Origin of the sequence: Micromonospora hortensis, assembly GCF_022230935.1 — a bacterium.
Classification (GTDB): domain Bacteria; phylum Actinomycetota; class Actinomycetes; order Mycobacteriales; family Micromonosporaceae; genus Micromonospora; species Micromonospora hortensis.
This window is the reverse complement of the sequence record NZ_JAKKFE010000024.1, coordinates 78899-100589: the sequence shown is the minus strand read 5'-3', so window position 1 is coordinate 100589 and position 21691 is coordinate 78899. Positions and strand designations below refer to the sequence as shown.

Below are 21691 nucleotides of genomic sequence, written 5' to 3'. Positions count from 1 at the left end.
CGCTGGTGTCGGTGTGCAGGTCGCCTCTCGGCGAGTGGCACTACGCGGCTCCAGCCGGACGGTATTCCGCGAAGGCTATTTAGGTGAGGCCCGGGGACACTGGACACACCGACACCCCAGTCAACGAGCCGACCCCCGCTCGTGTTCCGCCGGTAGTGGTGTCGGCTGTCACACCGTCGTCGGCAGGGTGGCCCGGCGGGCCCGCACGGCCGAGGCGAGGTGGTCGAGCACCTCGGCGGTGTCGTCCCAGCCCAGGCAGGCGTCGGTGACCGACCGGCCGTACTCCAGTTCCCGGGTCGGGTCGAGTTCCTGCCGGCCGGGCAGCAGGAAGGACTCCAGCATCACGCCGGTGATACCACGCTGGCCGGCGGCCATCTGGGCGGCCACGTCCGCGGCGACCAGCGGCTGGTTGCGGTGGTCCTTGCCGCTGTTGGCGTGACTGGCGTCGATCACCAGCCGCTCCGGCAGGTCGGCGGCGCGGAGCAGGTCGAGTGCCCCGGCGACCGACCCGGCATCGTAGTTGGGCCGGCCGCCCCCACCGCGCAACACCAGGTGCCCGTCGGTGTTGCCCCGGGTGTGCAGGATCGCCGGCGTGCCGGAGAAGTCGATGCCGGGGAAGACGTGCGGCACCCCGGCGGCGCGGATCGCGTCCACGGCCGTGCCGATGCTGCCGTCCGGGCGGTTCTTCATGCCGATCGGCATGGACAGGCCGGAGGCGAGCTGGCGGTGCACCTGGCTCTCCACGGTGCGGGCACCGATCGCGCCCCAGGCCACCGTGTCCGCGATGTACTGCGGGGTGATCGGGTCGAGGAACTCGCAACCCACCGGCAGGCCGAGGCGGAGCACGTCGAGCAGCAGCGCACGGGCCAGCCGCAGACCGGTGTTGACGTCCCCACTGCCGTCCAGGCCGGGATCGTTGATCAGGCCCTTCCAACCGACAGTCGAGCGCGGCTTCTCGAAGTAGACCCGCATGACGATCAGCAGGTCGTCGGCGAGCCGGTCGGCAGCCGTCCGAAGGCGCTGCGCGTAGTCCAGGGCGGCGGCCGGGTCATGCACCGAGCAGGGACCGACCACCACCAGCAGGCGGTCGTCCTCGCGGTCCAGCACGCGACCGACCGCGCGGCGGCCGGTCAACACGGCCGACGCGAGCGGGGCGTCCAGGGGTAACTCGTGGTGCAGCAGGGCGGGCGTGGTCAGCGGCACGACACGGTCGATTCGCTGATCGCTGACCCGATCAGTCTCCGGGGTCGTCACGGTGGGCATCCTTCCGCCGACCGTGCCCGGGGCCGGTGCCCGGGACGAGCCGGCTGCTCGTACGCAAAAGGGCAGGAACGACAGCTCCTGCCCGGCCGGCTCGGTCTGTGGTGACGTCAGTTCATAGTGAAGTCACCGGCGTGCGAGCCGGCTGCCTAAACCATCGATAGGAACGCGTCACCGGGCCAGCGTACCCGACCAAACGGGGTCTCCCGTCCTGTCGTCCCAAGATGCGGGGCGAAGATCGCGTGCCGGGGTCGCGGTCGGGGTAACAGGGGTGCCATGACACACGAGCAGAGCGATCAGGACCGGGTGGAGTCCCGCGCGCACCACCTCCTGCCCGAGGAGAGGGCGGTGGGCAGCGACGACCCGGAGGCGCAGGCGGAGGCCATCCTCGCCGACTCGGACATCCGCGAGGCGGACCAGAACGCCGCCCCGGACACGGTGCTGGAGCGTCGTACCTCGGATCAGACAGTGGTGGCGGTCGAACCGCCGGACTGAGCTGTCGCCCCACGGGCCCGGCGCGACCCCCGGTAGGTCTGGTCTCGCAGCCAGGCCAGCGGACCTGCCACCCGCAGTTCGGGTGGCAGGTTGCGCACCGGGTCGAACGCGAGCGCCGCGTCCTCCTCGGCGCTGAGCTGGGCATCGAGACTGACCTGCCCGACCAGCCGCCACGGCCCCACCGCCGACGCGACCGCGAGCACCAGACGCGGGGTGTCCGTCCGGGTCACGGCGGCCGCCGTGGCCAGGCTGCGACCGAGGTCGGCCGAGTCGGGGTCGGCCAGCGCGGCCAGCCAGAGGCGGCGCCGACCCGCGCGGTAGCACGTGATCGTGCTGTACGTGCCCGTAAAGCGGCGTCGGGGCAGCGGCAGGTTCCGCAGCACCGGGGCCGCGCCGCTGGAGCTGACCAGCAGGTCGAACGGCCGGCTGTCGCCGCGGTGCAGGCGCAGCGCGAGGCCAAGAACGTCCGGCCAACTGCCGGGCGTGGGCGTCCCCTTGGAGAGCCGGATGCTGGTCCGGTACCGGCCGGGGCGGTCCAGCAGAGCGACACCGGTTGGCGGTCCGGGCGTACCCCAGATCACCGTCTCGCCGACGAACGAGCGACCGGCCGGATGCAGCAACCGGCCACGGCGCAGCCGGCCGAGTGCCGTGCTGGCGCGTTCGACGGCGGTGGCGGCCCGGCCGGCGGCCCGGGACGGAGGCGGGGTCACGGTCATTGCTTCCCGGTACCCCGCGCGGCGGCTCCGATGCCGCCCGGGTCGGCTCGCCGACCGACGGCACGTCACCTTTCCGCCTCCGAGATCGGATAGCGTCGGGGGCATGCCCGACAGCGGTTACCCCTGGCCCATTCAGACGTCCCGACTGGACAACGGCCTGCGCGTGGTGGTGAGTGAGGATCGCACCGCGCCCGCCGTGGCCGTCAACCTCTGGTACGACGTCGGCTCCCGGCACGAGCCGGCTGGGCAGACCGGTTTCGCCCACCTCTTCGAGCACCTGATGTTCGAGGGTTCGGTGAACGTGGCGAAGACCGAGCACATGAAGCTGATCCAGGGCTCCGGCGGCTCGCTCAACGCCACCACCAACCCGGACCGGACCAACTATTTCGAGACGGTTCCGGCCGAGCACCTGGAGCTGGCGCTCTGGTTGGAGGCCGACCGGATGGGCGGCCTGGTCCCCGCCCTCACCCAGGAGACGCTGGACAACCAGCGGGACGTGGTGAAGAACGAACGCCGGCAGCGCTACGAGAACGTGCCATACGGCGACGCCTGGCTGCGGTTGCTTCCGCTGCTCTACCCGCCGGGACACCCCTACCACCACGCGACGATCGGTTCGATGGCCGACCTGAATGCCGCCGACCTGGCCACCTTCCAGGCGTTCCACCAGACCTACTACGCGCCGAACAACGCGGTGCTGACAGTGGTCGGCGACGCCACCGCCTCCGACGTGTTCGCGCTCGCCGACAAGTACTTCGGCGCGCTGCCCGCCCGCGACGACATCCCGCCGGCACCGGACGGCCGCGACGTCCCCGTCACCGGGCAGACAGCCGTCGAGTCGGTGAGCGCCGACGTGCCGGCGCCACGGGTCTACATCGCCCACCGCAGCTACCCGTTCGGCAGCCCGGGATACAACGTGATCACCGTGCTCGCCACCATCCTGGGCAGCGGCCGGGGCAGCCGGCTCTACCAGCGCCTCGCCGACGGCGAGCGGATCGCGCAACCGGACCTGGTCGGGGCGTACGGGGTGGACCTCGCACACGCCCCGGCACCGCTGATCGCCACCGCCACCGCCCGCCCCGGGGTGAGCGCCGAGCGGCTGGCCGAAGGGCTGGCCGAGGTCATCGACGAGCTGGCCACAGTGCCGGTCACCGCCGCCGAGCTGGATCGGGCCAAGGCGTTGCTCAGCACCGGGTGGTGGCGTCAGCTGTCCACCGTCGACGGCCGCGCGGACCTGCTCGGCCGGTACACCACGCAGTTCGGTGACCCGGCCCGCATCGCCGAGCAGTTGCCGGCCCTGCTCGCGGTCACCGCCGAGCAGATCGCCGAGGCAGCCGCCGAGGTGCTCGCCACCGACCGGGTGACCCTGACCTACCTGCCCGAGGAGACCTCATGACGCTGATCGCCGACCGTCCCGGCCCGGGTGCCGCCCGCCCGTACCGGTTCCCGCCGGTGGTCCGCCGCGCCGTGGCCGGTGGTCAGGTCGTCGCCGCGCACCTGCCGGGGCAGAACCTCGCCGTGGCCCTGCTGCTGCTCGACGTGGGCGCGGGCCAGGAGCCGGTCGGCAAGGAGGGGCTGTCCGGTGTGCTGGCCAAGGCGCTGGAGGAGGGGACCGCGCAGCGGGACGCCGCCGCGTACGCGCTCGCCGTCGAGGGGCTCGGCACCGCGTTGTCGACCGGTCTGGACTGGGACTCGTTCCAGGCCAGCGTGGTGATCCCGGTGGACCGGCTGAGCGCGGCCGTGGAACTGCTCGCCGAGGCGGTCCGGACGCCCAGGCTCGACCCCGCCGACGTACGTCGGGTCCGCGACGACGAGGCGACCGCGCTCCGGATGGACTGGGCCAACCCCGGGCCGCGCGCCGATGCCGCGCTGCGGGCCGACCTGTTCGGCGCGCAGAACCGCTGGGGGCGGCCGATGCACGGCGACCCGGAGTCGGTCGCCGGGTTGGACGTGGAGGACGTGACCGTCTTCCACTCGGAGTGGTTCCTCCGCCCCGGCACCCTGATCGTCGCCGGTGACCTGGACCGGATCGACCTGGACGCGCTGGCCGCCGCGGCGTTCGCCGGCACCGGTGGTGGCCCCACCGAACGGGGCGGTCCCATCGAGGTGCCGCTGCACGGCGGTCGGCGGATCATCCTGGTGGACCGACCCGGATCGGTGCAGTCCACGCTGCGGCTGGGCCACCCGTCGCCACACCGGGCGCACCCCGACCACGTGCCGATGACGCTCGCCGGCACTGTGCTCGGCGGGGCGTTCACCTCCCGACTCAACCACCTGCTGCGGGAGGTGCACGGCTACACCTACGGCATCCGGGGCGACTTCGCCGCGTCGCGGCGGTTCGGTCGGTTCGCTGTCAGTTCCGGCGTGCAGACGGCGGTCACCGCGCCGGCCCTGGTCGAGGCGGTGGGCGAGATCACCCGTACCCAGGCCACCGGGGTGACCGAGGAGGAGCTGGAGGTGGCCCGCTCCTGGCGGGCCGGGCAGCTCTCGGTCGAATTGCAGAGCCCCCGGGCGATCGCCTCCGCGCTGACCACCCTGGTGGTGCACGACCTGCCGGACGACTACCACGCGCGGTTGCGCGAGTCGCTGCTCTCCGCCGACGTGGACCAGGTCTCGGCGGCGGCAGCCACCCACCTGCACCCGGAAGCTCTGACCCTGGTCATCGAGGGCGACGCCGCGGTGATCCGCGACGACCTGCAAGCCACCGCCCTGGGAGATCTCCTCCCCTGACCCGCACCGGACGAACGCCGTTGATCAAGAGGTTTGCGTCATCCGGAGCACGGTTTCTGACGCGAATCTCTTGATCGACAGATGTAGGGCGGGGTGTGAGGTGGGACCCGGGGGGTGGGAAAGGGGTCCCGGTTTCGGGGGTGGGGTCGGTAGCCTCGCGGGCATGAGGATCGGCATTGTGGGGGCCACCGGCCAGGTCGGTGGCGTGATGCGGCAGGTGCTGGCGGAGCGGGAGTTCCCAGCGGAGCAGGTGCGGTTGTTCGCCTCGGCGCGGTCCGCCGGGCGTACGCTGCCGTGGCGCGACGGCGAGGTGACAGTCGAGGACGCCGCGACCGCCGACTATTCCGAGCTGGACATCGTGCTCTTCTCGGCCGGTAAGGGCACCGCTCGCGAGTTGGCGCCCCGGGTCGCCGAGGCCGGCGCCGTGGTGATCGACAACTCGTCGGCGTTCCGGATGGACCCGCAGGTGCCGCTGGTGGTCGCCGAGGTCAACCCGCACGCCGCCCTGGACCGGCCCAAGGGCATCATCGCCAACCCGAACTGCACCACGATGGCCGCGATGCCGGTGCTGCGTCCGTTGCACGCCGAGGCCGGCCTGGTCGGCCTGGTCGTCTCCACCTACCAGGCGGTCTCCGGCGCCGGGCTGGCCGGCGTCGCCGAGCTGGACGAGCAGGTCCGCAAGGTGGCCGAGCACGCCGCCGGGCTGGCCTTCGACGGGTCGGCAGTCGAGTTCCCCGCGCCCCGCTCGTTCACCCAGCCGATCGCCTTCAACGTCCTCCCGCTCGCCGGTTCGATCGTCGACGACGGCTCCTTCGAGACGGACGAGGAGCAGAAGCTCCGCAACGAGAGCCGCAAGATCCTGGAGATCCCCGACCTGTTGGTCTCCGGCACCTGCGTCCGGGTGCCGGTCTTCACCGGGCACTCGCTCCAGATCAACGCCCGGTTCGCCCGGCCGCTCACCCCGCAGCGCGCCCACGAACTGCTGGCCGACGCGCCCGGGGTGGCACTGACCGACGTCCCGACCCCGTTGCAGGCCGCCGGCCAGGACCCGACCTACGTGGGCCGGATCCGCGCCGACGAGACCGTCGAGTACGGGCTGGCGCTGTTCTGCTCCAACGACAACCTGCGCAAGGGCGCAGCGCTGAACGCTGTGCAACTCGCCGAACTGGTCGCCGCAGAGCGCCGCTGACCGGCACGGTTGCCGAAACACCGAGCCCTCGCCGTCCGTCGGCGAGGGCTCGGTGCCGATGCGGGTGGTCGCCCCGCCGTTCGGGTGGTCGCCCGCGGCGGCCGGCAGGTCGTGCTTGGATGGGTCGGAGACGATCGTCCAACCTGGAGGACACCATGCCGGATGACCGCACCCAGCAGGCGTTGACCGATCTGGTGGCCGGCCGCTCGATGGGCGTGCTCGCCACCATCAAGCGAGACGGGCGTCCGCAGCTGTCCACGGTGCTCTACTCCTTCGACCGGGACGCGGGCCTGATCCGGGTCTCGGTCACCGACGGCCGCGCCAAGACCGCCAACCTGCGCCGCGACCCGCGTGCCAGCTTCCACGTCAGCAGCGAGGACGGCTGGGCGTACGCGGTGGTCGAGGCTCGCGCCGAACTCAGCCCGCCGGCGACCGAACTCGGCGACGAGACTGTCGAGGAGTTGGTGGCGCTCTACCGAGGGCTCAGCGGCGAACACCCCGACTGGGACGAGTACCGCCAGGCAATGGTCGACGAGGGGCGGATAGTGCTACGCCTGCACGTCGAGCGGATCTACGGGATGCCGCCCCGAGGCTGACCCGCCCAAGGGAGACCGCCCGCAGCCGATCAGCCCGGCTCAATCACTGTCACGCCGGGCCAGCGCTGCGCCGGGCGGTGCCGGGCCAACCGCTGCCGCGACCGGTCCACATCCACCCGAGCCGGGTTGTGCCGCCACACCCCGACCAGCAGATCCGTCAGGCCGTACGGGGCGCAGACCGTGAGTCGGCCGGCCGGGTCCAGGCGGACGGCCACGGCTGTCGCGTACTCCGGCCAGGTGGCGACCGCCTCGGCCACGCTTCGGTACGGCTCGATCGGGTCGCCGCCGAACCTGGCCGCGTACCAGGTGTGCACCGCCGCCTGGTTGCGCGCCTGCCACGGCGGCTGCGGCCACATTCCCGCCAGTAGCGCGGTGGCCCGGTCGTCGTCGACGCGGGTCAGCCTCGCCGGGTCGAAGAAGACCACGTCCACGTCGCGGACCCGCACCGGGTCGAACCCGTGGCCGTATCGCTCGCCCCAGACCAGGTCACGCAGGGCGCCCGCGCCGATCCAGGCGTCCGGCAGCCCGGAATCACGCACCACTGTCAGCGCCCGGGTCAGCCATTCGCTGCCGGCGACCAGGTCCCGCAGCTCCTCCTCGCCCGTCATCATCCGCCCACGGTAGGCAGCGGAGTCGACGTGCGCCGCCGTGGGCGGGTGTGCCGCCCGTCGACGGGTATACCGCGCTGATCTGCCGTTGCGGGACGTCGGGGAGGAGATGGGCGATGGGCGCGGGAACGAGCAGCGACGAGACCCGTCCCGGTGGGCCGCCCCTGCGGCGGGAAACCTCCCGGCTGTTGTCGTTCAGCGACGGGGTCTTCGCCATCATCATCACGCTGCTGGTGCTCGACCTCCAGCCTCCCCGGGTCGGCCGCGGTCAGATGCTGCACGCGCTGGTCGAGCAGTGGCCCGCGTACCTCGCCTATGTCACGTCGTACGTGTACGTGGCGGTGGGCTGGCTGAACCACCGAGCCGCCTTCAACCGGGTGATGAACAGCGGAAAGGCCCTCCAGTGGTACAACCTCGCAGTGCTGTTCAGCACCGCGCTGCTGCCGTTCGCCACCTCGGTCGTCTCGCAGGCCATGCGGGACGGCGACCAGGCCGACCAGCGGACCGGCGTGGTCGTCTACGGTCTGGTCGGGGTGCTGGTCTCGGTGAGCTGGTTGGGGCTGTACCACTACCTCGCCCGGCATCACGATCTGCTGGACCAGACGGTGCCGCTTCGGTTCTTCCCGGCCGAACGGGCCCGGGCCGCGGTCGGCCTCCTGGGGTACGCGCTGGCGATCCTGGTCGGATTCGTGACCAGCCCGCTGTTCGCGCTGGTGATCTTCCTGCTGCTGCCGGTGTTCTACAGCCTGACCAGCAGCGGCCTCTACGAACTTCGACGCCTGCGACACCCGCGCGGATAGGCCGGGGCCGTCGGCGTTACCCCCTCCCGGGCGGCGGGTAGACGGGCCGTGCCGAACACCGAGAGGGGAGCACCATGACAACGGTCGGAGAGTTCATGACGACCCGGTTGGTGACGATGGACGGCAACGACACGCTCATCGCCGCCGCGCAGGAGATGCGCGACAGCGCGATAGGTGATGTGGTGGTGACCGACGGCGACAGTGTCGTCGGCATCGTCACGGACCGGGACATCACGGTCCGAGGTGTCGCGGAGAACATGGACCCGGGCTCGACCCGGTTGAGTCAAATCACCACTCGCGACGTGATCACGGTGAGTCAGTACGACGATGCCGTGGCCGCCGCGGACCTGATGCGGACGTACGCCGTACGCCGACTTCCGGTGATCGACGACGGGCGCCTGATCGGCCTGGTGTCGATGGGTGACCTCGCTGTCGAGCGCGAACCGCAGTCGGTCCTGGCCGACATCAGCGCCGACGACCCGAACAACTGACCCGTCCGCCGCGGCGCGCGCCGGCTCTCCCGTCCGGGAGGGCCGGCGCTGTGGCGTCTCCACCCCTTCGGTGATCAAGAGGTTCGCGTCACGACACGCCGGAAGCGATGACGCAAAGCTCTTGATCACCGGCGCAGGGCGGGGTGGGTGATCAAGGTCGGGTCACCCGAATTGGGCGAGGTTGGCCGGGGGAGTGGCGGGGACCCGTGCGGGGACGTGCAACGCCGGCCGTCCGTGCGACGCGAGCGCGGTGGGTGGGATCCCCGGCCCGGCAACTGGGAGGAGTGGACCCGATGGTGGACGCGACCACGAGGTTCTTCGAGGACCTGGACCGGCGGGGGTACGAACCCCTGCTGGCCAAGACCTCCGGGACGCTGCGGATCGACCTGCACGAGGGGGCGCAGACCCGGCACTGGCTGCTGAGGATCGACCACGGCCGGCTGAACGTCAGTCAGGAGGACCAGGAGGCCGACACGGTGATCGGCGCGAGCCCGGTCCTCTTCGACGACATCGCCTCGGGGCGCGAGCACGGCCTGGCGGCGCTGTTGCGGGGGGACATGACGGTGTCCGGTGACGCTCGTCTCGTCGTACAGGTGGAGCGGATCTTTCCGGGTTCCCCGGACGCCCGTGGGCCGCGTCGGCGATTCTCCGGGGAGGTGCACTGATGGGGCAGAGCAACACGATCCGGATCCTGGACGGCAACACGTTCGTCGTCTGCGAGGACACCGGTGACATCGAGGCGACGCCGAGCGAGCCCACCGGGCTGTTCTCCATCGACACCCGGTTCCTGTCGACGTGGGTGCTGACGGTCAACGGTGAGCGACTCAACTCGCTCTCCTACGACGACCTGCAGTACTTCGAGTCGCGATTCTTCCTGGTCCCGGGGATGGCCACGCACTACGTGGACGCGAAGCTGTCGATCATCCGGGAGCGCACAGTGGGCGGCAGCTTCTGTGAGCAGTTGACCATCCTCAACCACGACGAGAAGCCCGTCGACCTGGAAGTCCGGATGGACGCGGCGTCGGACTTCGCCGACCTGTTCCAGGTCAAGGACGAGATCCTGAACAAGAAGGGCGAGATCTACACCGAGGTGGAGTCGGACCGGCTGCGGCTCGGGTACCGGCGGGGAAACTTCCAGCGGGAGACGATCATCTCGTCGTCGATGTCGGCCCGCTACGACAGCAAGGGCTTCGCGTACACGGTGCACCTGGAGCCCAACGAGCAGTGGGATGCCTCGATCGACGTGCAGACCCACGCGGTCGGGCCCGGCGGCCGGGACCTGCGGTTCGGGCTGCGCAAACACGGCACCGAGCGGCTCGCCCTCCAGCACGACCTGGAGAAGTGGATCGCCGACGCACCGAAGGTCAACAGTGAGCACGGCCGGGTGGCCAGCACGTACCGGCGCAGTCTGATCGACCTGGCGGCGCTGCGTTTCTCGCCACTGTCGCTGGGCGGCGCCACCCTGCCCGCCGCCGGTCTGCCCTGGTTCATGACCATGTTCGGCCGGGACAGCATCCTCACCTGCCTACAGACGCTGCCGTTCACCCCGCAGTTGTCGAAGACGACGCTACGCATCCTGGCGTCGCTGCAGGGCAGCCGGTTCGACGACTTCCGGGACGAGGACCCGGGGCGCATCCTGCACGAGATGCGCTACGGCGAGACCGCGGCCTTCGAGGAGCAGCCCCACTCGCCGTACTACGGCTCGGTCGACGCGACGCCGCTGTTCATCGTGCTGCTCGACGAGTACGAGCGGTGGAGCGGGGACGTCGCGCTGGTCAAGGAGCTGGAGCAGGAGTCCCGGGCGGCGCTGAGGTGGATCGACAACTACGCCGACCTGGTCGGCACCGGCTACATCTGGTACGAGCGACGCAACACCGACACCGGCCTGGAGAACCAGTGCTGGAAGGACTCCTGGGACTCGATCTCCTACTCCGACGGCACGCTGCCGCCGTTCCCACGGGCCACCTGCGAGGTGCAGGGGTACGCGTACGACGCGAAGGTCCGCGCGGCCCGGTTGGCGCGCGAGTTCTGGGGTGACCCGGAGTTCGCCGACCAGTTGGAGCGGGAGGCGGCAGAGCTGAAGGAACGGTTCAACAGGGACTGGTGGGTGGACGACGGGGAGTACTTCGCCCTGGCCCTGGACCCGGACGGCCGGCAGTGCGACATCCTCAGCTCCAACATCGGCCACCTGCTGTGGAGCGGGATCGTCGAACCCGAGCGGGCGGAGAAGCTCGCCGCGCACCTGGTCGGGCCGCGGCTCTTCTCCGGCTGGGGGGTGCGCACCCTCGCCGAGGGGGAGGCCCGCTACAACCCCATCGGCTACCACAACGGCACGATCTGGCCGTTCGACAACTCGTTCATCGCCTGGGGTCTGCGCCGCTACGGCTTCGCCGAGGAGGCCGCGACCATCGCCAACGGCATCCTGGACGCGGCCACGTACTTCGACGGCCGGTTGCCGGAGGCGTTCGGCGGCTACCCGCGGGAGTTGACCAAGTTCCCGGTGGAGTACCCGACGGCGTGCAGCCCGCAGGCCTGGTCGACTGGTACGCCGCTGTTGCTGCTGCGCACCATGCTCGGTCTGGAGCCGCACGAGGGTCACCTGGCGGTCGAGCCGCGGCTGCCGGTGGGGATGGGTCGCATCGAGGTGCTGGACATCCCCGGTCGTTGGGGGCGGGTGGACGCGTTCGCCCGGGGTCGACTGGACCTGAACAAACTCTCCGACTGACCGGCTGGACCGCCGGGCCGGCGGTGGCGCGCCATCCGCGTCGCCGCCGGTCCCGCCACCCAGCCGATCCCCAGCCGGTCAGGGTAGATTCTGCGAATGCCGGAGCTCGTGTACCCGCCCGTTATCGCCGCCGCCAAGACGCTGTTCCGGGTCCTCGACCTGAAGATCACGATCGAGGGCGCCCACCACGTACCCCGCACGGGCGGGGCGGTGCTGGCCAGCAACCATGTGAGCTACCTCGACTTCATCTTCGCCGGTCTGGGCGCGAACGCGTCGGGTCGGCTGGTCCGCTTCATGGCCAAGGATTCGGTCTTCACGCACAAGATCTCCGGCCCGCTGATGCGCGGGATGCGGCACATTCCGGTGGACCGGCAGGCCGGCGCGGCCTCGTTCCGCGCCGCCGTGGGCGCGCTCAAGCAGGGCGAGGTCGTCGGCGTCTTCCCCGAGGCGACGATCAGCCGGTCGTTCACCGTCAAGGAGCTCAAGAGCGGCACGGTCCGGATGGCCCGCTCGGCCAAGGTGCCTGTGCTGCCTGTCGCGTTGTGGGGCACCCAGCGCCTCTGGACCAAGGGCCGCCCGCGCACCCTGACCCGCCGGCACACGCCGATCACCATCCTGATCGGCGAGCCGATCAACCCGGCGGACTTCCCGGACCCGAACGTGCTGGCCGCCGAGCTGACCTCCCGGCTCAGCGCCCTCGTCGACCGGGCGCAGCGGGATTATCCGGACGCCCCGGCAGGCCCGGACGACACCTGGTGGCAGCCCGCGCACCTGGGCGGCAGCGCGCCCACACCAGAGGAGGCCGCCGCTCTGGACGCCGCCGCCGAACACCGCGCCCCCACGCCGTAGTTGGCCGGATCGTTCCGCACCTGGGCACAATGGTGTCTGCCGGCGCGAAGGCCGTCCGACCAGGATCGACGTCATGAGCAGAGCAGCACTCGTCGTGATCGACGTGCAAGAGTCCTTCCGGCAGCGCCCGATCTGGGCGTACGGCTCCAACCCCGACATGATCCGCCAGGTCGACCGGCTGGTGACTGCCGCCCGGCAGCGCGGCGACCTGGTGGTGTGGGTCCTGCACTCGGAGCCCGGAACGGGCGGCTTGTTCGACCCCGTCCTCTCCTACGTCCGGCTGATCGACGGGCTGGTCCCCGCCGAGGGTGAGCCGACGCTGGTCAAGACCGCACACAACGCGTTCACCACGACGAACCTCCAGCAACTGCTCACCCAGGCGGGAATCACCGACATCACCGTCTGCGGCATCCGCACCGAGCAGTGCGTGGAAACCACCACCCGGGTCGGCGCGGACCTGGGCTACCGGATGACCTTCGTCACCGACGCCACTCTCACCTTCCCCATCCCACACCGGGACCTGCCGGAGACCGCCACGGTCGCGGAGATCCTCGCCGACCCGCGCACCCTGACGAACGAGGAAATCGTGACCCGCACCGAGTACGCGCTGGCTGGCCGCTTCGCGACCATCCGCACCGTGGACGAGGTCACCGGCGTGACCCTCGCCGGCAGCCGGGGCTGACGTCGTGACCCGGGTCGTCTTCCTGCTGGTCCCACAGCTGCACCTGCTGGACCTCGCCGGGCCGGCCCAGGTCTTCTCCAGCGCCGCCGACCTCGGGTACGACTATCGACTGCACTACGTCGCGGAGCGCGAGCAGGTGCCCACGGTGCAGGGCGTACCGCTGGTCGCCGACACCCGGTGGCCCGAGCTGGCCCCGGACGACCTGGTGATCGTGCCCGGTTGGCGGCCGGCGGCGCACGGGCCGCAGGGGCCGGTGTCGCCCGGCGACCTGCGGCGGCTCGCCGAGCACCACGCGGCCGGTGGCACGGTGGCCAGTGTCTGCGCCGGGGCTTACGCGCTCGGGCGGGCCGGGCTGCTCGACGGCCGACGCTGCACCACCCACCACGAGGTGCAGGACGACCTGGCCCGCCGGCACCCGGCGGCCCAGGTCGTCCGCGACGTGCTGTACGTGGTGGACGACCGGGTGGTCACCTCGGCGGGCATCGCCAGTGGCATCGACGTGGCGCTGCATCTGGTGGCGACCCGGCACGGCCCGGCGACCGCCGCGAAGATCGCCCGCACGCTGGTCGTCTACGCCCGCCGCAACGGGCACGAGCCGCAGGCCAGCGCGTTGATGCGGCACCGCTCACACCTGTCCGACTCGGTGCACCGGGTGCAGGATCTGATCGACAGCCGGTACGCCGAGCCCCTGCCGCTGGCCGAACTGGCCGCCGCCGGCGGGGTGGCCGAACGAACCCTCACCCGGATCTTCCGGGCGAGCACCGGCCTCACCCCGCTCGGCTACCAGCAGCTGCTCCGGGTGGAACGGGCCGAGCACCTGATCGGGCACGGCACCACAGTGGAAGCCGCAGCGCGCGCTGTCGGTTTCACCGATGCCCGGATGCTGCGCCGCCTGCGAGCCCGCCCCACGTTGTCGGATCCGGTCTGGAGCGGTAGTAGTCGTCCCGGGAGTGGAACTCCACGGGCAACGAGCCGGGCAGCGTGATCCGGCTGTCCCCGGCGAGCAGACCGGGGCCGGCCCGCAGCAGCAGCACGTCGCGCTCCTGGGCCGAGAGGTCGACCAGTTGTGGACGGTTGAGCCGGAACATGGCCACCGCCCGGCGGACCTGCCGGGCCAGCGCCACGACCTCGGCGGTCGCGCCGCTGAGGGCCAACGCCGGCTGCTGAATGGTGCGCAGCGCGTCGCAGACGATCAGCAACTGCGCCGGAGCGTCCGGCGGGCTCGTGGGCAGCTCCAACCGGGACGGCCACTGCCAGCGGATCTGGCCGCTCATCAGGCCGTTCAGTCGAGCCGGCGGTCGGGCCCGGTGCGTGCCGTCGCCGACCAGCGACAGCTGCGAGCCACTGCCCACCCAGCAGATCCGCTGGTCGGTGACTGTCACGGCAACCGGCTCGGGCAACTGCCAACGGCGTCGCACCTCGCTCGGCCCGAGCAGGTAGCCCGCGACCAGCAGCTGGTGTCGCCCGAGCAACCGCTCGCCGGGAATCGGTCGCAGGTTGTAGCGGCGGTCCAGGGTCGGGCCCACGTCGTCGTCGGGGGCGTCGAACCGGTGAGGACCGATGAAGAAGGGGGACGCGTCGGAATGCATCGTCACGACCTTCCGGTCAGCTGGCTGTGTACTGAAGCCTTCCGGACCGGAGCGCCCCTGTCATGACGCCTGTTAGGGGGTCGGCCGGTCGTGTGTCGCCTGTGACCGGTAGATGCCGATCTCCTCCGGGCGGACGAGACCGTCCTCGATCGCACGGGCGAGTAGTGCCGCCTTTGTGGCGGCTGGCCGCCCCGCCCGGGTGTACTTGATCCGCGCCCGGTCGACGTACTGCTTCACTGTGTGCTCGCTGATCTGCATCCGCCGGGCCACCGACGCCTTGGACATCGACTGGAACCAGAGCAGCAGCGCCTCACGCTCCTTGTCGGACAACATCGGCCGGTCCGGCCGTGGGTCGCCGACCATCGCACCCGCCAGCGCCGGCGGCACGTACGGGCGGTCGCTCGCGGCGGCCAGCACCGTTTCCACGCAGTGTTCCCGGCCCTCGTGCTTGGCCAGGAACGCCACCGCCCCGGCGTCCAGCGCGGCGAGCATCGTCTGCGGGTCGGTGTGCTCCGAATAGACCACCACCCGCCGGCCGGCGGCGCTCAGCTCGGCCAACTTGTCCAATGCCATCCGCCCGTGCAGCCGCAGATCGAGCAGGACGACGTCGGCGTCCGGCGCCGCCCGCAGCACCGCGTCCGGGTCGTCGCCGGTGGCGAGCACCGTCAGACGAGGCTCGGTGGCGAGCCAGGCGCGGACCCCCTCGACGACCACGGGATGGTCGTCGACGATCGCCACCCCGACCGGTCGATCGCCGGTCACCGCCGCCACCGGGTCTGCGCCCATCTGATGTTCCCGTCCCGTTCGTAGAGGTGCTGCACCGGCCCGTCGTCGTGCTCCCCTGGGGGTGGGCCGGTCGACTCCGGCCCATCCCGATCCGGGGTGACCAGGCTGACCACCACCTCGTCCGAGCCGGAGACCACTGTCAGCCGCGCCCATCCCCGGGCGTCGGCGAGGGTGCCGGTGAGCGGGTCGGCCAGCCGACGGCGGACCTCCACCGGCAGCGGCGGCGGGGTGCCGATGGTGACCAGGTCGATCGGTAGGCCGTTGCGTTCCGCCAGGTCGGCGGCGGCTCGTAACTCGTGCAACAGCGGGTCGGGCACATCGTCGGACTCGGCGATCAGCCGGCGCAGCCGGGCGGCGGCCAGCATGCACCGGCGCTGCACCTCCGGGTCGTCCGGGTCGGCCTGGCCGGCGGCCAGGTCCCCGAGGACCCGCCCGGCCGCCGAGCTGACCAGAGCGAGCCGGTCCCGGCGCTCCCGAAGGCCCCGCTCGGCGGCATCCCGCTCCGCGGCCATGGCGTGACCGGCGGCCGAGACGGCGGCCCGTTCCCGAGCCAGGCCGACGATGACGGTGCTGCCCACGAAGACCGCCACCGGCAGGGAGAACGTGCCGTAGACGTACATCACGTAACGGGCCACGTCCGCCGGATCGGGGCCGTGCACGAGCACGGCGACCAGGGCGATCAACGCGTGCGTGCCGAGGAGCGCGATCAGCCCCACGACGCGCCGACCCCACACCGCCAGCACGAAGAACCAGCCGAGCGTGCCCCACACCCAGTTGGCGGCGGTGAACAACTGCCGCTCACCGGCCGCGGCGAAGACTGCCGCGTCGACGACCAGCAGCAGCCCGGCCAGCGGCCACGGCGGCAGTGGCGAACCGTGCAGCAGCCGTACCCCGGCCACCGCGCCGGTCACGGCGACCAGGATCCAGGCGCCGAGCACCACCGCCGGCGCGGCGAACTCCGCGCGGGCGGACAGCACCGCCGGCAGCGCGATCGCGACGTGCCAGGCCAACGCGATGGCGACGGCGGCGATCCGGGCACCCCTGTCGGACGCGTGCGCCACGGCGGCCGGTGCGGCGAGCGTCGCGGGGGAGTCCGGCTCACGGGGCGTCGGAACGCTGGTCCGGTCCGGTGCCTCCGGCGCGTCGGTGGGGTGCGCCGGGGCGTTCAGGTCAGCCGACACCGGGCCACTCCAGCCGAATCCGGGTGCCCGCGCCGACGGCCGAGTGCACGTCGGCCCGGCCACCGACGGTCGCCATCCGGCCGCGGATCGACTCGCGCAACCCGTACCGGTGCGGTGGGACGGTGGCCAGGTCGAAGCCGGGGCCGTCGTCGGCGACCTCGATCACGACGCCGATCGCGTCGCGGGTCAGCCGCAGCGTGGCCCCGGCGCCCGGCGCGTGGCGGACCACGTTGGACAACGCCGCGTAGGCGCTCTCGCTGATCGCGTCGGCCACGCCGACCGGGACGGCGCAGGACGCCAGGTCCAGCCGTACCGCGAGCTCGGGCAGCCGGCCGACCACCAACCGCAACCGCCCGTCGAGTGGCACCGGGCCGTCGCCGGCCACCGGGCCGACGTCGGTGAGCGAGACGAGGGTACGCAGGTCGGCCGCGCAACGGTCCCGGAAGACGGCCGAGGGCCCGGCCACCGCGCCCAGCCCCACCATGGTCAGCGTCCCGAGCACTGTGTCGTGCAGGTCGCGGTTCTGTTGGCGTTCGGCTTCGCGGGCGGCGCGCGCGACCAACGCCTCCCGGGTCATCCGCTGGTGTTCGACGAAGGCGCGGTCCGCCCGGCCGATGCGTCGGCGCATGACCGCCGCCATCATCGCCGTGCAGGCGGTCTGCGCCAGTAGCGTGGCCGCGTGTGCCCTGGCTTCGGTGGGGTTGCCGGCGGCCTGCGCCCCTGTCACGTAGGTGGCTATCACGAGCAGCCCGGCCGGGATCGACCAGCGGGCCGAGGTCGTGGCCTGCGTGTTGATCACCGTGGTGCTGGCCAGCACGGCGATCCAACTGCCCTCGCCGGGCAGTACCTCGGGCGCCACCAACACCGGGATGAGCAGGCAGGTCAGCGCGGTGACCGCCACGTCACCGCCGACGAGGCCGGCGCCGATGCCGTGGCGCAACGCGCGGTGCGCGTACCAGAGGGACCAGCCGGTCAGCACTGCCACAGCGGGCAGCAACACCGCCTGCCGCACCGGCGGGGTCTGCACCGACACGGCCACCGCCGCGCCGAACACCCCGCAGCTCAGCCGGAGCAGCGCTGGGAGCGTGGTGAAGATGAGGCCCAGGGCTCCGCCGGCCGGGTTGTCCAGCGTGGGCGGCGGCACGGTTGGGGTGGCAACGGCCGGCATCGGGAAGTGTCCTTCCGACAACGACCCGGTCCGGGTCCACACGGCGTAGATCGACATCGGACAATAGCATGGCGGACCGTGACGGGGTGATCCTATGTGTGCGGAGTGTCGCTAATGTGTCACTCTGTGCTGCGGGGCTGAAGGAGATCCCAGCGGTTGCCGTAGATATCGATGAACACCGCTACCGAACCGTACGCCTCATGCCGCGGTTCCTCCAGAAAGCGCACGCCGGCCGCCACCATCCGAGCGTGGTCCCGGGCGAAATCCTCCGTATGGAGGAACAGCCCGACCCGGCCGCCGGTCTGGTCGCCGATCCGAGCCTGCTGCTCGGCGCTGCTCGGCCGGGCCAGCAGCACTGCCGTCTCCCGGGCCCCCGCCGGGCGGACCACCACCCAGCGTGAGCCGTCGGGTCGCGCGGTGTCCTCCACCAGCTCGAAACCGAGGGCGCCGACGTAGAAGTCGATCGCCTCGTCGTACTCCCTGACCAGCAGGGTGACAAGTCCCAGATGTGCCATTCGGCCATTCTGTCGGCGGACGCCCCGGGCCCGGCCGGCGACGTCCGCGCCGGTCACCCTCGTCACGCCGCGGGCCGGCCGGCCGGCCGGAACCGGACGCGTCTGTCGTCCGTCTCATCCTCGGGTGGAAGGGTGGTGAGCCGGATGCGCTCGTCCCGGACGGTACTGGCGGTGGCACTGCTCGGCATGGCGCTGGGTGGCTGCGGTGGCACGGTGATCGGGCCGAGCGATCCGAGGGAGCCTGGTCCGGCCCAGATCGTCGACGGGTGGACCTCCTGCGCCAAGGCGGCACCCCGGGCCGGCGAGGTGATCACGGTGCCGACCACGGAGACGCCTCCGCCGGCAGTGAAAGAGCCGACGATCGGTCGCATCGACAGCGCATTCACAGCGGTCGCTGCCGTGATCTGCGGGCGGGAGATCCGGCCGGGCCCCAACGGCGGCCAGGAGCAGATCGCCACCGAGCGACGCGCCGAGCAGATCGCACCGCTGCTCACCGCGCTGCGTCTGCCCAGCGAGCAGACCGGCGGTGAGGTCGCCTGCACCCTCGAGATGGTCATCCCGCCGTGGTTGGCCCTGGTGGACGACCGGGGGCGCTGGCTGCGGCCGCACATCCCGACGGACTCCTGCGGCAAGCCTCGCGCCGAGGTGATCGCCGCGTTGGCTGGGCCGCAGTGGACCACAGTGGACACCCGTACCATCCGGCAGATCGAATCCGCGGCGGCCGAGACCGCCGGATGCGCGCAGCAGTGGACGGACATGGTGTGGGTGCGGACCCGCAACGGTAGCCCCGCGCCGCCCGGGCCGGGGCTACCGCCGGCCGCCGGGCGGCTGCGCCTCTGCGTCTACCAGGTGCCCGCGTCGCTCCAGGAAGGCGAGAAACCAGCGGGCGACTTCGTGTACGGCGGTCCGCTGCCAACCGAGCGCCAGGCGGGCGTGCTCCGGGCGCTGTCCAACCGCCGGGCAGTGGTCGACTGTGCCACCCCAGCGACCCGCTTCGCTGTGCTACGCCCGCTCGAAGGTACGGGCCCCGACCGGTACGTGGAACTCGACGGCTGCCGCCGATTCCTGGTCGCGCCAGCGAGCGGCGCTGCGCAGCTCGGCCAGGGCGACGACGCGCTCGTCGCCCTGCTGGGGCCCGTCTGAGCCGGCTCGGCGGGTCCACGACGCCGCCCTGTCGGGGCGGGGAACCACCGGTAGCTACTTCGACAGGGCCCGCTCCAGCTCGCTCTTCGACATCGACGAGCGGCCCTTGATGCCGCGTTGCTTCGCCTCGTTGTACAGCTGCTCCTTGGTGCGACCCTGTGCGCCGCTGTGGGAGCGCTTACCGCCACGGTGCCCGGACGACACGTCGTTGCGGGAGGACCGGCTCGCCGTTCGGGACTCACCCGAGCGGGCCCGTTCCTTGTTGACAGTGCGGGCCGCGATTTCCTTGGCCCGCCCTGAGGAGCGCCCCGCTGTTGCGCGCTCTCCTTGATGTGCTCGTACTGTCGTTCTCTCTTCGGGCTTGATCCTGCTGGCATCGGTGCCTCCCACCTCCGCTGTCGGGTGCGGTCGAGGCCCGGCTCGTGCGCTTCTGAGCTGACATCGGCACATTCCGAGCCGGGGCGTGGTGTACGCGCTGTCTGAGCACGATGCCCCGCCGGCCGGGGGGTCAAACGAGTGCGCCCGAGCCGATCCGGCTGCTTCGGGGACGTTCCACTCCGCGTCGTATAGTTGTCGCCGCAGCCGACGCGTGGGCGTCGGTCAGTCAGCGTCCAGCAGCGGGCGCCCGGGCTCGGTTGGCGAGTCCGTGCGGCGCCCCGTGCTCGCGGTGCGCTATCACCACGCGCGCTGCCGTCGCCTTCCTGCAACCGGTACGCGCCCCGGGCACGAGGACCTTGAAGTCATGGCACAGCAGCCCATTGACCCCAATGCGGCGATCTCCGAACTCGGCCAGATCAAGCTCGGCGAAACCGACCTGTCTGGAGTGTTGACCCAGGTCTCCGAGTTGGCGCGACGGACGATCCCCGGTGCCGTGGAGGTGTCGGTGACGTTGCTGAAGCAGGAGGGTGCGCACACCGCCGCGTTCAGCGGTGACATGGCGCTGCGACTCGACGAACTGCAGTACGAGCATGGTGAGGGTCCGTGTCTGGAGGCGGCCAGAGACTCCGCCGTCGTGTCCGTCCCCGACATGTCCGACGAGGTCCGCTGGCCGCGGTGGGCGGCCGAAGCCGCGCAGGGCGGAGCTCACAGCTCACTGTCGATCGGGTTCCCGATCCAGGAGTCCGTGCTCGGTGCGCTGAACATCTACGGGGCCGAGGCGGGTGCCTTCGACGACGACGCGGTCGCCCTCGCGGAGACGTTCGCGGGATACGCCGCCATCGCCCTCGCCAACGCCCACCTGTACGACACCACCGCCACCCTTGCCGCACAGATGCAGTCGGCCATGGAGAGCCGGGCCGTCATCGAGCAGGCCAAGGGCATCATCATGGGCGAGCGCCGCTGCACCCCCGACGAGGCGTTCGCCGTCCTCGCGAAGGTTTCCCAGGACTCCAACCGCAAGCTGCGGGAGGTCGCTGCCGCCCTTGTGGAACGGACCACCCGGACGCCGAGTCTCAAGCGTGATCGCGGTGCGTCCGGCAACCTACCGTAGGCGTTCGGCAACAGTCTGCTGTGCGTTCGGGAGTTGACGGTCCGCCAGCGCAGCGCCGACTGAGGTCGGCCAGAGCCGACGCGACCGAGTGGCGGCCGACTACTCAGGCGGTTATCGTCGAGGTTGGTCAAGCCACGCGCCAATCCTGTTACGGATTTCAACAGGAGGCGTGTGCTCCCATGAATGAGCGTTCCTGGTCTTTCCCGAGCGGCTTCGACGGCATCCCGACGGCAGTCAGCCTCGGGCAGGTCACGCCAGCGGCGCTCGCCAGCAGCAAGCGGGATGGCCGCCTCGACCTCGACTCCTCCGGGCCGTCGTTCCAGGTGACCCGCTACACCGAGCCCACGAACCTGTCCGCGACCATCTCGTCCGACCGGATGGTCGTCGCCCCGGTGGGGTACGTCGACATGGACACGGCGCCACGCCTGGCCACGGCGCTGATGAACGCGATCGACAGCCATCCCGAAGTCTGTTGCGACCTGACCGGCGTCGGTTTCTTCAGCGCCGCGGGCGTGCGCGTACTTCTGCTGGCGCGAGACCGGGCGGACCAGGTCGGCTCCCGCTTCTCGATCCGAGGCGCCGGGGGAATCACCCAGCGGGTGCTGCGGATCACCGGGGTGGAGCGTCTGCTCCTCGGCCCCGAACAAGACGGCGGGCCAGCCGCGCGGCTCGGGTGATCCGC

At 71.5% G+C, this 21691-nt stretch carries 24 protein-coding genes; 15 read left to right on the top strand and 9 right to left on the bottom strand.

All coding sequences use genetic code 11. From position 1 onward, the window contains the following. Positions 1 to 168: 168 nt before the first annotated feature. Positions 169 to 1263 (bottom strand): 3-deoxy-7-phosphoheptulonate synthase, encoded by a 1095-nt coding sequence (locus NIE111_RS18045; RefSeq protein WP_238685500.1) that lies wholly within the window; start codon positions 1261 to 1263, stop codon positions 169 to 171. A 273-nt stretch (positions 1264 to 1536) separates the two neighbouring features. Here NIE111_RS18045 and NIE111_RS18040 point away from each other — a divergent pair, with 273 nt between their 5' ends. Continuing rightward, positions 1537 to 1755 carry a hypothetical protein gene (locus NIE111_RS18040; RefSeq protein ID WP_238685499.1) on the top strand — a complete coding sequence of 73 codons (219 nt, stop codon included), beginning with the start codon at positions 1537 to 1539 and terminating at the stop codon, positions 1753 to 1755. On the opposite strand, the gene NIE111_RS18035 is transcribed toward NIE111_RS18040, so the two are convergent. Then, the gene (locus NIE111_RS18035; RefSeq protein WP_238685498.1) at positions 1722 to 2471 is read right to left on the bottom strand and encodes a phosphodiesterase; all 750 of its coding nucleotides are present in this window, start codon (positions 2469 to 2471) and stop codon (positions 1722 to 1724) included. The genes NIE111_RS18040 and NIE111_RS18035 overlap by 34 nt on opposite strands. 103 nt (positions 2472 to 2574) lie before the next feature. On the opposite strand from NIE111_RS18035, the gene NIE111_RS18030 reads away from it, so the two are divergent. The 4 genes from NIE111_RS18030 to NIE111_RS18015 all read left to right on the top strand — a co-directional run bounded on the left by NIE111_RS18030 (position 2575) and on the right by NIE111_RS18015 (position 6983). Next, positions 2575 to 3864 carry a M16 family metallopeptidase gene (locus tag NIE111_RS18030; RefSeq protein ID WP_238685497.1) on the top strand — a complete coding sequence of 430 codons (1290 nt, stop codon included), beginning with the start codon at positions 2575 to 2577 and terminating at the stop codon, positions 3862 to 3864. After that, on the top strand, positions 3861 to 5198 hold the full coding sequence (locus NIE111_RS18025) for a M16 family metallopeptidase (protein WP_238685496.1): 1338 nt from the start codon (positions 3861 to 3863) through the stop codon (positions 5196 to 5198). The genes NIE111_RS18030 and NIE111_RS18025 overlap by 4 nt, the downstream gene beginning before the upstream one ends. A gap of 163 nt (positions 5199 to 5361) precedes the next feature. Beyond that, positions 5362 to 6387, top strand: coding sequence for an aspartate-semialdehyde dehydrogenase (locus NIE111_RS18020; RefSeq protein WP_196919411.1), 1026 nt, complete (start codon positions 5362 to 5364; stop codon positions 6385 to 6387). A gap of 155 nt (positions 6388 to 6542) precedes the next feature. Further along, positions 6543 to 6983 carry a PPOX class F420-dependent oxidoreductase gene (locus NIE111_RS18015; RefSeq protein ID WP_238685509.1) on the top strand — a complete coding sequence of 147 codons (441 nt, stop codon included), beginning with the start codon at positions 6543 to 6545 and terminating at the stop codon, positions 6981 to 6983. 29 nt (positions 6984 to 7012) lie between these two features. Here the strand turns inward: NIE111_RS18015 and NIE111_RS18010 are convergent, their stop codons facing one another. Continuing rightward, positions 7013 to 7594 carry a nucleotidyltransferase family protein gene (locus tag NIE111_RS18010; protein ID WP_238685495.1) on the bottom strand — a complete coding sequence of 194 codons (582 nt, stop codon included), beginning with the start codon at positions 7592 to 7594 and terminating at the stop codon, positions 7013 to 7015. Between the two features lie 113 nt (positions 7595 to 7707). Here NIE111_RS18010 and NIE111_RS18005 point away from each other — a divergent pair, with 113 nt between their 5' ends. The 7 genes from NIE111_RS18005 (at position 7708) to NIE111_RS17975 (ending at position 14123) form a co-directional block, all read left to right on the top strand. Beyond that, entirely contained in the window at positions 7708 to 8391 is a 684-nt protein-coding gene (locus NIE111_RS18005) for a TMEM175 family protein (protein WP_238685494.1), read from the top strand. 74 nt (positions 8392 to 8465) lie between these two features. After that, a complete protein-coding gene (locus NIE111_RS18000; protein WP_091405600.1) occupies positions 8466 to 8882 on the top strand; it encodes a CBS domain-containing protein in 417 nt (138 codons plus the stop codon). 293 nt (positions 8883 to 9175) lie between these two features. Then, complete coding sequence (locus tag NIE111_RS17995; RefSeq protein WP_238685493.1) at positions 9176 to 9547, top strand: SCP2 sterol-binding domain-containing protein; 372 nt, start codon at positions 9176 to 9178, stop codon at positions 9545 to 9547. After that, positions 9547 to 11607 carry an amylo-alpha-1,6-glucosidase gene (locus tag NIE111_RS17990; RefSeq protein ID WP_238685492.1) on the top strand — a complete coding sequence of 687 codons (2061 nt, stop codon included), beginning with the start codon at positions 9547 to 9549 and terminating at the stop codon, positions 11605 to 11607. The genes NIE111_RS17995 and NIE111_RS17990 overlap by 1 nt, the downstream gene beginning before the upstream one ends. A 96-nt stretch (positions 11608 to 11703) precedes the next feature. Then, positions 11704 to 12456, top strand: a complete 753-nt coding sequence (locus NIE111_RS17985; protein WP_238685491.1) for a lysophospholipid acyltransferase family protein — start codon at positions 11704 to 11706, stop codon at positions 12454 to 12456. Positions 12457 to 12529: 73 nt separating this feature from the next. Continuing rightward, entirely contained in the window at positions 12530 to 13138 is a 609-nt protein-coding gene (locus NIE111_RS17980) for an isochorismatase family protein (protein WP_238685490.1), read from the top strand. Positions 13139 to 13142: 4 nt separating this feature from the next. Then, on the top strand, positions 13143 to 14123 hold the full coding sequence (locus NIE111_RS17975) for a GlxA family transcriptional regulator (protein ID WP_238685489.1): 981 nt from the start codon (positions 13143 to 13145) through the stop codon (positions 14121 to 14123). Here the strand turns inward: NIE111_RS17975 and NIE111_RS17970 are convergent. From NIE111_RS17970 to NIE111_RS17950, 5 genes are all read right to left on the bottom strand, one after another. Next, positions 14005 to 14727: a hypothetical protein gene (locus NIE111_RS17970; protein ID WP_238685488.1), complete on the bottom strand. Its 723-nt coding sequence runs from the start codon at positions 14725 to 14727 to the stop codon at positions 14005 to 14007. The genes NIE111_RS17975 and NIE111_RS17970 overlap by 119 nt on opposite strands. A 72-nt stretch (positions 14728 to 14799) precedes the next feature. After that, complete coding sequence (locus NIE111_RS17965; protein ID WP_238678153.1) at positions 14800 to 15513, bottom strand: response regulator transcription factor; 714 nt, start codon at positions 15511 to 15513, stop codon at positions 14800 to 14802. Then, a complete protein-coding gene (locus NIE111_RS17960) occupies positions 15486 to 16694 on the bottom strand; it encodes a hypothetical protein (RefSeq protein ID WP_238685487.1) in 1209 nt (402 codons plus the stop codon). Before NIE111_RS17960 ends, NIE111_RS17965 begins: the two co-directional genes overlap by 28 nt. Continuing rightward, on the bottom strand, positions 16684 to 17862 hold the full coding sequence (locus NIE111_RS17955; protein WP_238685486.1) for a sensor histidine kinase: 1179 nt from the start codon (positions 17860 to 17862) through the stop codon (positions 16684 to 16686). The genes NIE111_RS17960 and NIE111_RS17955 overlap by 11 nt, the downstream gene beginning before the upstream one ends. Before the next feature lie 119 nt (positions 17863 to 17981). Further along, positions 17982 to 18377: a VOC family protein gene (locus NIE111_RS17950; RefSeq protein WP_238685485.1), complete on the bottom strand. Its 396-nt coding sequence runs from the start codon at positions 18375 to 18377 to the stop codon at positions 17982 to 17984. 144 nt (positions 18378 to 18521) lie between these two features. On the opposite strand from NIE111_RS17950, the gene NIE111_RS17945 reads away from it, so the two are divergent. After that, the gene (locus NIE111_RS17945; protein WP_238685484.1) at positions 18522 to 19520 is read left to right on the top strand and encodes a hypothetical protein; all 999 of its coding nucleotides are present in this window, start codon (positions 18522 to 18524) and stop codon (positions 19518 to 19520) included. A gap of 54 nt (positions 19521 to 19574) precedes the next feature. On the opposite strand, the gene NIE111_RS17940 is transcribed toward NIE111_RS17945, so the two are convergent. Next, positions 19575 to 19724, bottom strand: a complete 150-nt coding sequence (locus NIE111_RS17940) for a hypothetical protein (RefSeq protein WP_238685483.1) — start codon at positions 19722 to 19724, stop codon at positions 19575 to 19577. 538 nt (positions 19725 to 20262) lie between these two features. Here NIE111_RS17940 and NIE111_RS17935 point away from each other — a divergent pair. Both NIE111_RS17935 and NIE111_RS17930 read left to right on the top strand, forming a co-directional pair. Then, a complete protein-coding gene (locus NIE111_RS17935; RefSeq protein ID WP_238685482.1) occupies positions 20263 to 21009 on the top strand; it encodes a GAF and ANTAR domain-containing protein in 747 nt (248 codons plus the stop codon). Between the two features lie 179 nt (positions 21010 to 21188). Then, positions 21189 to 21686: an STAS domain-containing protein gene (locus NIE111_RS17930; protein ID WP_238685481.1), complete on the top strand. Its 498-nt coding sequence runs from the start codon at positions 21189 to 21191 to the stop codon at positions 21684 to 21686. The last annotated feature ends 5 nt before the right edge of the window (positions 21687 to 21691 follow it).

Excerpts from the sequence above, each read along its gene's own strand:
- NIE111_RS17965 (WP_238678153.1), bottom strand. The coding sequence starts at position 15,513 with ATGGGCGCAGACCCGGTGGCGGCGGTGACCGGCGATCGACCGGTCGGG.
- NIE111_RS17985 (WP_238685491.1), top strand. The coding sequence starts at position 11,704 with ATGCCGGAGCTCGTGTACCCGCCCGTTATCGCCGCCGCCAAGACGCTG.
- NIE111_RS17980 (WP_238685490.1), top strand. The coding sequence starts at position 12,530 with ATGAGCAGAGCAGCACTCGTCGTGATCGACGTGCAAGAGTCCTTCCGG.
- NIE111_RS18010 (WP_238685495.1), bottom strand. The coding sequence starts at position 7,594 with ATGATGACGGGCGAGGAGGAGCTGCGGGACCTGGTCGCCGGCAGCGAA.
- NIE111_RS18040 (WP_238685499.1), top strand. The coding sequence starts at position 1,537 with ATGACACACGAGCAGAGCGATCAGGACCGGGTGGAGTCCCGCGCGCAC.
- NIE111_RS18025 (WP_238685496.1), top strand. The coding sequence starts at position 3,861 with ATGACGCTGATCGCCGACCGTCCCGGCCCGGGTGCCGCCCGCCCGTAC.
- NIE111_RS18000 (WP_091405600.1), top strand. The coding sequence starts at position 8,466 with ATGACAACGGTCGGAGAGTTCATGACGACCCGGTTGGTGACGATGGAC.
- NIE111_RS17950 (WP_238685485.1), bottom strand. The coding sequence starts at position 18,377 with ATGGCACATCTGGGACTTGTCACCCTGCTGGTCAGGGAGTACGACGAG.
- NIE111_RS17990 (WP_238685492.1), top strand. The coding sequence starts at position 9,547 with ATGGGGCAGAGCAACACGATCCGGATCCTGGACGGCAACACGTTCGTC.
- NIE111_RS17930 (WP_238685481.1), top strand. The coding sequence starts at position 21,189 with ATGAATGAGCGTTCCTGGTCTTTCCCGAGCGGCTTCGACGGCATCCCG.
- NIE111_RS17970 (WP_238685488.1), bottom strand. The coding sequence starts at position 14,727 with ATGCATTCCGACGCGTCCCCCTTCTTCATCGGTCCTCACCGGTTCGAC.
- NIE111_RS18045 (WP_238685500.1), bottom strand. The coding sequence starts at position 1,263 with ATGCCCACCGTGACGACCCCGGAGACTGATCGGGTCAGCGATCAGCGA.
- NIE111_RS17955 (WP_238685486.1), bottom strand. The coding sequence starts at position 17,862 with ATGCCGGCCGTTGCCACCCCAACCGTGCCGCCGCCCACGCTGGACAAC.
- NIE111_RS18020 (WP_196919411.1), top strand. The coding sequence starts at position 5,362 with ATGAGGATCGGCATTGTGGGGGCCACCGGCCAGGTCGGTGGCGTGATG.
- NIE111_RS18035 (WP_238685498.1), bottom strand. The coding sequence starts at position 2,471 with ATGACCGTGACCCCGCCTCCGTCCCGGGCCGCCGGCCGGGCCGCCACC.
- NIE111_RS18030 (WP_238685497.1), top strand. The coding sequence starts at position 2,575 with ATGCCCGACAGCGGTTACCCCTGGCCCATTCAGACGTCCCGACTGGAC.
- NIE111_RS17945 (WP_238685484.1), top strand. The coding sequence starts at position 18,522 with ATGCGCTCGTCCCGGACGGTACTGGCGGTGGCACTGCTCGGCATGGCG.
- NIE111_RS18005 (WP_238685494.1), top strand. The coding sequence starts at position 7,708 with ATGGGCGCGGGAACGAGCAGCGACGAGACCCGTCCCGGTGGGCCGCCC.
- NIE111_RS17935 (WP_238685482.1), top strand. The coding sequence starts at position 20,263 with ATGGCACAGCAGCCCATTGACCCCAATGCGGCGATCTCCGAACTCGGC.
- NIE111_RS18015 (WP_238685509.1), top strand. The coding sequence starts at position 6,543 with ATGCCGGATGACCGCACCCAGCAGGCGTTGACCGATCTGGTGGCCGGC.
- NIE111_RS17995 (WP_238685493.1), top strand. The coding sequence starts at position 9,176 with ATGGTGGACGCGACCACGAGGTTCTTCGAGGACCTGGACCGGCGGGGG.